We start from the raw sequence: 9,660 nt of genomic DNA on the forward strand, positions 1-9,660 counted from the left end.
ATTTATAACCATTTTTTCTTTTTAAAATATCTGAATGGCAACCATGCTGAAATGACCATCATCAGTATCGCCAGCGGATAGCCCACATGCCAACGTAACTCAGGCATGGCATTAAAGTTCATTCCATAGATGCTTGCTATGAGAGTTGGTGGCAGGAAAATAACGGCGGCAACTGAGAAAATTTTAATTATACTATTTTGCTCGATATTGATCATACCTAAAGTAGCATCGAGTAAGAAGCTAAATTTGGTAGAGAGGAAACTTGCATGTTCTCGAAGCGCATTGATATCTTTTTGGATTATGTGGATCTCTTTAGAAATATCTGAGCCACTTACCTGTTCTAAGTAAGAAATTAAGCGAGTGAATGATATTAAACTTTCACTGGCTTTAGTACCAAGGTCTCCATTGGCTCCTATGTATTGTAATATATGCTTATAGTTTGTTTCAGCTGTTGTATCATTATTTTCTTGTGGATGAAAAATAATTTTCGATATTTCATCAAATTTGTCGCTTATTTTTTCTAAAATATCAGCAAGCCTATCTACGACGGCATCTAATAATTCTATTAATATAGCTTTTGCATTGTAATCTTTTGTTTTAGAACGCACTAACTTTTTAATAAATAATTTAAATGGATGCAACTCTACATAGCGCAAGGTAATCAAGCATTTTTCGGCAAGCATAAAAGTGACCACATCCGTTTTAACTTCAGGTAAATCGGATAGAGCAACCATTGTTGCTGTCATATATAAAACGTTATTGTCAGTATACAATCTACTGGAAGGCTCGATTTCTTCAACTTCTTCTTTAGTCGGGATTTCAATTTTTAATTGCTCTTCGACTAGCTGTTCTTCTTCTTTTGTCGGAGACAGTAAATCAATCCAAAGTGCATTTTGCAGGAGATCTTTATTCTCATCGTTAAGAATTCTGGACTGTATGCGAGAATCAGTTTGGTAATAAATGACTACCATGTAATTTATCCTTTTCGCTTTATAAAATGCTGTATCCGAGTTCTTATCTTATCTTGTTTTATCATAAATAAGTAGCGTTCCTCCATCGGGCGTTCAGTGTCCAATATATGTGGGTTTATGTTTAATGACTAATTTCAGATTTTTAATATCGTGCCCCACAAATTAACTCAATGCTTAATATTTGGTTAAGTTGTCTTGTGTAATATATAAGTATTCAGGCTATAGGATACTTTGAAATAGTGAGTTAAATGATGTTGTCTAAAGTAATTAGTGTATCTAAACATATTAAATCAAAAGTAAGAAAACCTATAAATTTAGGCGGTAACACACAAGTTGTTCGTTTCTATTCTAATGATTGGAAGAAATTTAATGAGGGATCTTGTGACATTGAGGGAGTGCTGCAATCAGGTAAAGAAGCATTTCCAGATATTTTTAAAGATTCAACAGTTGAATTTACTGCATTAAAAAATTCAGTACAAAAGAAAGATGAATTAAAGTTGATGATAACTGCTTTTGGACACCATAAGGGGCATCATGGTACATCGGTTGGTGATTTAATTCTATATGAAAGCCGTAGACGCTCATTACAAATGACAGGAGCTTTAATTCCTTTATTAGTAAAAACACCACCTCAAAATATCGAGTTTGGTTGCTTTGTCCGTGATTTCCACTCAAAACATATTGTTCCAGCGATTCCTGAAATAGATATGTTGTCTGAGCGACAGAAATATCTTGATTGGGTCTATCGTGTGTTAAATGATGCGGATAAGCGGCAACAACATCCGCAGATTTATAAGCATTTTCATAAATTGAAAGCAGAACTCCTAAAACGGAGAGAAGAAGGAATTATTGATGCATCTGATTTGGGGATAAGTGAATTGGCTATGATTCGAGTAGCAGATGATTTACTTAAAAAGGAAGTTGATGAACGAATATATACTGTTTCAGAGTCTGTTATTGAGTCACTTCTTAAACAATGCAAATATGAAGCGTTACCTTTAGTCTCGGCAGTACATGCAAATACATTTATTGGTGTGCCTGAGAAGGCACCTACAAGTTATCCTGACCGGTTCACAGTTTTGATGGCTGGAGGACCAGGCAGCGGTAAATCAATTACAACAGAAAGTTTTGCATTACAATTGCAACAACAAACTGGATATTCATTGGATGAACTTGCTCTACTTACTGTTGATAGAAAACGAACAATTTATTATGACGATGAGTGTGTCAAAGGCGCTCATAAAAAGCATATTGGTACATTAACACATGCAGAAGCAGTAGTGACCTATAATATGAGCGGTGAATTTTTAACGCGTCGTATGGATCAAAATAAAAAAGTGCCGAATGTATTCAAAGAAATGTGTAATGTATGGCCTAAGTGGCTTGATATAGGTTTAAAAAAAGATGGAACTTATTTGATAACTGTTTCGACAAGAAAGCCAGAGAATGCTGTGGATGGTGTGATTCAAAGAGGTATTGCGAATAACGATTTTATTACACCTCCCGAGTATGTATTAAATTCATATCGGAGTGTTAGTGAACGTTTTCCATTAGTTATCCAGGAAAACAGGTCGAATAAAGTAATTATTAGTGTCGTAAATAATGAGTTGGCGATTGAAAAAAAATTCAGTCGCCAGCAAGATCAAGAGTCTAATTCAGAAGGGAACAAACCTGCTATTGTAGTAGATTGTGAGACGAACACAATATATGTAATAAATCTTCCGCAATATATGGATTTTATCAATCAAAGCCAACTTAATACCAAGGCTACATCTGCACAAGAACTTTTTGCAAATGCAGATATTTCAATTGCTGCGGGTATGGCAAGAGTAATCGATCCGGCTAAATTTGAATCGGTTAAAATTGCATTTGTTAGTAAGGACATCAGTTCAACTGCAATTAATAAACTTGAGAAAAATATAGTAGCAACTGTCCAAGATGGTGTGCTCAGCGTTTCAGATGAAGAAGGATTTGAAGAGTTAAAATCTAATGCTCCAGAACATTTTGACGCATTAAAGAGCGCAACACTGCAAAGCACACTGAGCATAAAGTGAATGCCTAATGGCTTCTAGGTAATTAGTCCTCGTAGCTAGGGTTAAAGCGCATGCCCTAACCGAGCTTCGCTTTTGCTGCACCTAGGCCTACAAGCTTAAGTTGACGCCATTGTGTGAACGCTCCTTTTGCTTACTTAAACTTCGAAACGGGCCCTTGGGCATCCGCTGACGAAGAATTTTCGAGTTCGTTCACAATTACCTTTGTAGATTCATTTAATTTTGGTTTAGCTCCCTTTTCCGTAACTATTGACCAATCCACCTCTTTAAACAAACTGCTGGCAGTTGGGCTATTTTTAATTACTTTCTGAGGGCAGGAAGTAGCAAATCTTTTAAAAAACATCATCATCTATAAAATCCTTTTTTAATAAAACATGCTCTAACTATGATAGATTTTTATAAAAAATATGCAAGTTTTATTTTTTAATCAATAATAAAATGTAACTTATTGTTTTTTCTTTGGATTTAACTCACTCTTATCTGGTAATGGATTATTATCTAACTCTTGGGCAATCGTTCGTGTATTTTTATTGAGGGAATTTATTTGTTTTTTATCTACAGTAACACTCCAGTCAATCGATTTTCCAAAATTTTTGGGAATTTTTTTAGACATTCTGGTTGTCTCCTAAAATATTCAATCTACTTTATGTATATATTAGCAAAATATCCTACGGCAATCAGGTTAAAGATAAGTAACATTATATTTAGGCCCTTTTTTTATTTGGCATGAATCAAACAATTTTTTAACATGTGATTAATAATCATAAAGATGATTTTCTCCATTATCTAATCAGTCATCAAGAGACATAAATCATCATTATGAGTGCTCAAGGCGGGGCGATTGCTCTAAATGAACTATACACAAAACGAATCAAAGGAAGTGATATGTTTTCAAAAATTGATCAAATAAGAAAAAGAAATAGAAAAAAAGTGATAAAAGCAATAGCTGAGCTTGATGCTATAACTTATGAGACAGTTTCAACGTTTTTACCTGCGAAACTTGCTGACGGCTCATTGGAATTAGATCATAGTGTTTATATGCCTGTTGATCCTAGCACCGTGAAGCCAAATGGTGTTGGTCGATATCTTATCTATGATCACCCTGATGAAGCAAATCCTTTTTCCATATGGGCATTCGCATTCGCACCAAGACAAAAAACAACAATTCATGACCACAAATATAAGGGAACGGTGACTGTTCTGGAAGGGCCAATATCTGAGAAATACTATCGACCCACAGGCGAACTGACTGCACGATTAGAGACTCGCATTGACCGTTATCGCTTTCATTGCAATCGTGATGATTTAAGTGAGATATTTGTACATCAGCTCAAGCGAAGGAAAGGTTTGGGGGAAGGGATTAGTGTGACTTTACATATATATAATATGCAAGCTTATTTAGTGAATTTAGAGGGCGATAAAGTAGATCGAAGGAACTTAAAAACAATCTATTCTAAGGATAAAACGATCGATGAAGAGAATAGCGCGACTTATTCGGAAGCTTACCCTCAGTTAAAATTTGATTAATTAGATAATTATAATCTCTATCAAGGAGTTACTAGGTAATCCAATTGCGAATTTTATTAGAGAATTTTTTCTAGATCGGCATAAATCGATAAGCCAGGATATAATTAACCTGGCTCGATATATTAATTATAAATTTAAAAAGAGAAGTAGCGCTTTTTGTACGTGCCTCCTGTTTTCACTTTGAGTAAAAATTATGGAAGCAGGGCTGTCTGGCAAAGTCTTTGATACTTCTTTTCCTCGCTCCATGGGCATACAATGCATAAATACTGCTTCTGGCTTTGCATAAGCCATTAAGGCTTCATTTACTTGAAATCCTTGAAAGGCTTGATCATTTTCCTGACCTTCAAAGCCCATACTGGTCCATACGTCCGTATAAACTGCATCGGCATTTTTAACCGCTTCTTCCGGTTTAGAAAAAGTATGAATCATTCCTGTCTTAATGCTTTTTGCTTGTTTGACAAGCGAATCATTCGGTTGATGGGATTCGGGACAGCAGTAATTAATTGTTATTCCTAATTGAGGTGCAAGAAGCATCAAACTATGAAGAATGTTATTTCCATCACCTATATAAGCCACGGTTAGTCCATCAAGTGAGCCGAATTGTTCCCATAGGCTTAGTAAATCAGCAAGAATCTGGCATGGATGATGTAATGCCGAAAGACCATTGATTACAGGCACTTTTGCATAGGTAGCCATTTCCTCTAACAATTCATCAGCATGGGTTCTTACCATAATAAAATCGGCATAGCCGTTTAGAACTCTTGCCATATCTGCTGGTGTTTCTTGTTTTCTGGTATTGCCTACGCTTTCAATGGCTATCCCACCCAAACTTTGAATGGCCATTGCAAAACTTAATCGGGTTCGAAAAGAAGGCTTCTCAAAAATCATCGCAAGGCTTTTACTAGCTAGAGCCTGATTGTAAAGGGCTGGAGTTTGTTTAAGCGTTTTAGCGTTCTCCAAAATATGCATTAAATCCTCTGGACTTAATTCAGTTCCTGTCAGCAAATGCTTTGGTTTTTTAGCGGATGATGTATTAGTTAAGTCAGCTGATTCAGATGCAGGATCTTTGGTTTGGTACGAACCTGATTCAAGATCAAATATTGCTTGTTGTAGATTAATCACGAACGTATTAGTTGTTATTTCACTAATAGATTGAGAAGAGTTTTCTGCAATCTGATTGTTATTGACTGGGATAGTAAGGGACATGTTAGCCTCCATCAATTTATTTATAATGAGTCCTTTAACCAGATATGTTCCAGCTTTTGAATTTCTCCATTTTCTTTAAGCTTTTGTAATGCCTTGTTAATTTTAATTGTTAAAGGAGAGCCTTTTTTGACGACTAATGCATATCCATGATCTGCTTTGGCAATTACGGAATGAGAAAGATCCATATGTTTTTTGCAGTAGATCTTACCCTGAGATCCATCCATTAAAACGACATCAACAAGACCTGCAATTAATGCTTCAACCGCTTGATTGTTATTGTCCAGGACAGTAATTTCGACTTGAGGATAATTTTCACGCAACCAAATCTCCATAATACTACCGAGTTGTACTGCTACTTTCTTTCCTTTAAGTTGGTTCGGCATTGTGATTGGTTGGTTGGAATGATACACGGCGGCCATACCTTCAAAATAGTAAGGTTCAGAGAAGTCGAAATTGATTTTTCGAGTGTCAGTAATTGAGATAGTCGCTATGGCAACATCATCTTGCCCAGAGCTTATGGCTGGAAGAACAGTACTGAATTGCATATTGTCAAAAACAGCGTTTTTGCCAAGTTCCTTAGCTATTAGTTTTGCTAAATCAATATCAAATCCTTTTAGATTGCCGTGGTTGCTATATTCAAAAGGTGGATATTCCGCGGATGTGGCGAAATGCAGAGAATTCTCATTGCTCTTTCTATCGCATGAAGATATGAGAATTGTTGTTGTGAATGCCAGGAGCTTTAAAAATTGACTCATATGAATTCAATTCCATGTATTATCCGTTAAATGAATATATATGTCATTTGCTTTATTGTCAATGAGTATGAATATAATTTCAATTTATTGAATATGTGGTCAATTCGGAGGGTTTTGTTAACCAAAAAGATGCAGCAGTTATTTTTTAGAACAGCGTTTTTGGAATCTTTTGAATATTAAGTAAAATCTAATTGCCGCCACGCTTCATATAAAATAACTGCAACTGCATTTGAAAGATTTAAACTTCGGTTATTCTCACGCATTGGAATAGAGAGAGAGGGGTATTTTTGTAATACTTCTTCAGGTAAGCCGTTGGATTCAGGTCCGAACAAAAACATGTTTTCCGGTGTAAATTGAACCTTTGAGTAACACTTCTGAGCTCGGGCACTGAACGTATAAATCGTTTTTTGATGATGTTGTTGAATAAAGGTTTCCCAATTTTCATACTGGGAAATAGAAGCCCATTCGTGATAATCGAGCCCTGCACGTCGTAATGCTTTTTCTTGTAATGAAAAACCGAGAGGATGTATTAAATGTAATTTTGCCCCAGTATTAGCACATAATCGAATGATGTTTCCAGTATTTGGGGGAATCTCAGGTTGGTATAAGGCAATATGAAACATAAGTTTTATAGAATAATAAAAGGTTATAGCGATTAATTAAAAATGATAATGGCATATAGAATAGAGTCAAGAAGTAGCATTTTATCCTTGCTTATACGATGCTTATAACATAAAGAGATTTAAATCGTTACGCAACTCATCTTTATCCTTTTTATCGGCCTGATGAACATATTTAAAAAAGGAGATAATGCTTCTATCTTGCCGAACAACAAGCGCAGTACTTTGAGTTGAATTTGTCTGTTGATATTGAAGTGTTGCAAGGTTGACTTCTTCATATTCGATATCTGATTCTTCGTCTAGGAAAATTATTGACTGTGGCTCTTGTACCAAACTATTTTGTGTACTCTCAGAGTCTGAAATTTCCTCAATGATTAAAGATGAGACAGCAGAGGTTAGCTCTCTAAACATAGGTAAAGCTCGTGCTTTCGATTTTAGTGAATCAGCATCGGCAGCATGAGGAGATTCCTTCTGCATTAAGGCGTCTCTAACTTTTAGTGTATGTTTGTGCTCATGAGCATAACCAACTTTAACTGTACTATTACTGTAGAAGCGAGCTAGTTTTTTAGTTTCATAGTCAACTCCATTTAATGATACTAACATCGGTACATGGACTGTCGCTGAATAATAGTTAATGGTTACGTCTTTATAGTGTTGGCCTAAACCTTGAGCAAAATAGACTGCTAATTGATCATTGGTGTCATTCTCATCACATATAAATAAATTAATTGCTTTTGTATTCTGGGCTAATTCAGGTGTAAGACCACATTGTTTCATTCGCCAGGCCACCGCATGAATTGATAGCTCATAAGGTTCTTGCGAAAGATATTGATAATAGGCTTGATTAATATTTATGACATGATCCGGATCTCCAGTTCCATCAGCAAGAATATAAATTATTGCATTGTCTCCCAAATTTTCCTGAGTAAAATTAAATTGAGCTTGATCATAATATTCGTAATCTTCTTCGTTTTCATCAGGATGACGATAGATCACGATTTCAGGAGTTTTATCACTTTTCCCTATGGAAGTTTTTAAATTATATCTCCAGTCTAACGCTCTCATATAAAGAGAAAAATTATTTTCGCTTGCAGTGAACGGAATAAATAAGATAATTTTTTGCTTAGATAAATTTGAATCTAGATTTTTTAGCATGGCCAAAGTTTGTAAGCTAATAAATTTATCAAATTATATAATTTTTAAATTAAGAGATTATTAAATATGACAAATTATTAGTTCTTCATCAGGTCATAAGGAGTTGGGTTTGCAATTATCTATGCATAAAGAATAAAGTACATCCACATGCGATTGGGCTGATAAAAACCGGATACTCCACAAAGCGATCCTGGCATGGTCATCTAAAAACCTCCCATCAGTGAGTATGAGTGGTTTATTATTGACGATAATGAGGTAGTTATCAGTAAACCAGTTAAAAATAGTAAAGTCATTTAATAACGAAGGTGAGTTTTTGACATAATTGGGTAATTCTTGGGATGAAAAAAAAGGATAGCTTTTTACAAATTGACTCCTTGACTCTTTAAAAAGGGGAGTTACTGCATCAATGATATATAAGCGATTTGTTGTTAGTGCAATTCCTCTCCATAAAGTTGAGCTCAATAATTGAGGGAATACACGTACTTTTTGAGTATTTATCCGCAGCTTGGCAAGCTCCTTTCGAACTTCTGTCATTGCTCGATAATGTTGAAATCCATTAAATAGCATAAATACGCTTACTAATAGTAAAGCAATAATGACTGGCTTTCTTTTATTAAAAACAACAGTACAAACAACTCCTAAACATAAGGGTATTGTCACAAAGGGATCAATAATAGAAACAATATCCCAACTTATTCTGGTTGTGGAAAAAGGCCAAAATAAGACTGTCCCATAATTGGTACATGCATCGAGTAAGCCATGGGTTGCATAACCAATCAATGCTGCTAAAAAAGTGAATTTCCAATTAGTTCGGAATCGTTTAAAAATTAGCAAAACTAAAGTAACAATCAAAGCACCTTCTGGAATAAAAAGTAACGAGTGTGTGATGTGACGGTGATAGAGAAAGAAGAGCATTGGGTTGCCTGATTCCTGAATAAATATATCCAAATCAGGTGTCATTGCTGCTAAACCACCAACAAACCAGGCATTATGTTTGTCTTTCTTGAATAAAAATGATTGAGCACAGGCGGCTCCCAAGACTGCATGCGTGACTGGATCCATTTTTTATCCCTGTAGGTATTTTGTAGCCAATATATTTAATTCATTTTATTTTGAATCAAAGAGAGCAACATAAATTTATGAGTGTTACCTTTGTTATTTTTCGGAAATATCTACTATAGGTTATTCTGCCTGTTTTAAGAAGAGGAACACGGTGAGCAAAAAATCAACCTGTGAGTGCCATTCAAATTTCTTTACTCATGATCAAGGTTGATTCATTAGAACAGGACTTACGAAAAAGCCCAATCTCTTCATTAAAAAATGTTTTTAATTCGGTCATTTAGTCTATCTAAACTCCCTCATTAAAAACATTTTT

10 protein-coding genes are annotated in these 9,660 nt (G+C 35.2%); 2 read left to right on the plus strand and 8 right to left on the minus strand.

Features of this window, described 5'->3' with window-relative positions:
* Positions 1-2: 2 nt before the first annotated feature.
* Positions 3-971 (minus strand): magnesium/cobalt transporter CorA, encoded by a 969-nt coding sequence (corA, locus tag DGG96_RS18405; protein WP_110143997.1) that lies wholly within the window; start codon positions 969-971, stop codon positions 3-5.
* 248 nt (positions 972-1,219) lie between these two features.
* Here corA and DGG96_RS18410 point away from each other — a divergent pair, with 248 nt between their 5' ends.
* Positions 1,220-3,025 (plus strand): hypothetical protein, encoded by a 1,806-nt coding sequence (locus tag DGG96_RS18410; protein WP_233590507.1) that lies wholly within the window; start codon positions 1,220-1,222, stop codon positions 3,023-3,025.
* Positions 3,026-3,155: 130 nt separating this feature from the next.
* Here the strand turns inward: DGG96_RS18410 and DGG96_RS18415 are convergent, their stop codons facing one another.
* Together DGG96_RS18415 and DGG96_RS20970 are read right to left on the minus strand one after the other, a co-directional pair.
* A complete protein-coding gene (locus DGG96_RS18415) occupies positions 3,156-3,371 on the minus strand; it encodes a hypothetical protein (RefSeq protein ID WP_233590508.1) in 216 nt (71 codons plus the stop codon).
* Positions 3,372-3,467: 96 nt separating this feature from the next.
* Complete coding sequence (locus DGG96_RS20970) at positions 3,468-3,635, minus strand: hypothetical protein (RefSeq protein ID WP_165831647.1); 168 nt, start codon at positions 3,633-3,635, stop codon at positions 3,468-3,470.
* Positions 3,636-3,907: 272 nt separating this feature from the next.
* Between DGG96_RS20970 and DGG96_RS18420 the strand changes: the two genes are divergently transcribed.
* Positions 3,908-4,549, plus strand: coding sequence for a cupin domain-containing protein (locus tag DGG96_RS18420; protein WP_110144006.1), 642 nt, complete (start codon positions 3,908-3,910; stop codon positions 4,547-4,549).
* Positions 4,550-4,675: 126 nt separating this feature from the next.
* Here the strand turns inward: DGG96_RS18420 and argF are convergent, their stop codons facing one another.
* From argF to DGG96_RS18445, 5 genes are all read right to left on the minus strand, one after another.
* A complete protein-coding gene (argF, locus tag DGG96_RS18425) occupies positions 4,676-5,755 on the minus strand; it encodes an ornithine carbamoyltransferase (RefSeq protein WP_110143999.1) in 1,080 nt (359 codons plus the stop codon).
* A 20-nt stretch (positions 5,756-5,775) separates the two neighbouring features.
* Entirely contained in the window at positions 5,776-6,510 is a 735-nt protein-coding gene (locus DGG96_RS18430; RefSeq protein WP_110144000.1) for a substrate-binding periplasmic protein, read from the minus strand.
* Between the two features lie 176 nt (positions 6,511-6,686).
* On the minus strand, positions 6,687-7,133 hold the full coding sequence (locus tag DGG96_RS18435; protein ID WP_110144001.1) for a tRNA (cytidine(34)-2'-O)-methyltransferase: 447 nt from the start codon (positions 7,131-7,133) through the stop codon (positions 6,687-6,689).
* 102 nt (positions 7,134-7,235) lie between these two features.
* Complete coding sequence (locus DGG96_RS18440) at positions 7,236-8,285, minus strand: hypothetical protein (RefSeq protein WP_110144002.1); 1,050 nt, start codon at positions 8,283-8,285, stop codon at positions 7,236-7,238.
* 93 nt (positions 8,286-8,378) lie between these two features.
* Positions 8,379-9,347: a metal-dependent hydrolase gene (locus DGG96_RS18445; protein WP_110144003.1), complete on the minus strand. Its 969-nt coding sequence runs from the start codon at positions 9,345-9,347 to the stop codon at positions 8,379-8,381.
* Positions 9,348-9,660: the final 313 nt, after the last annotated feature.

The organism is Legionella qingyii, from assembly GCF_003184185.1.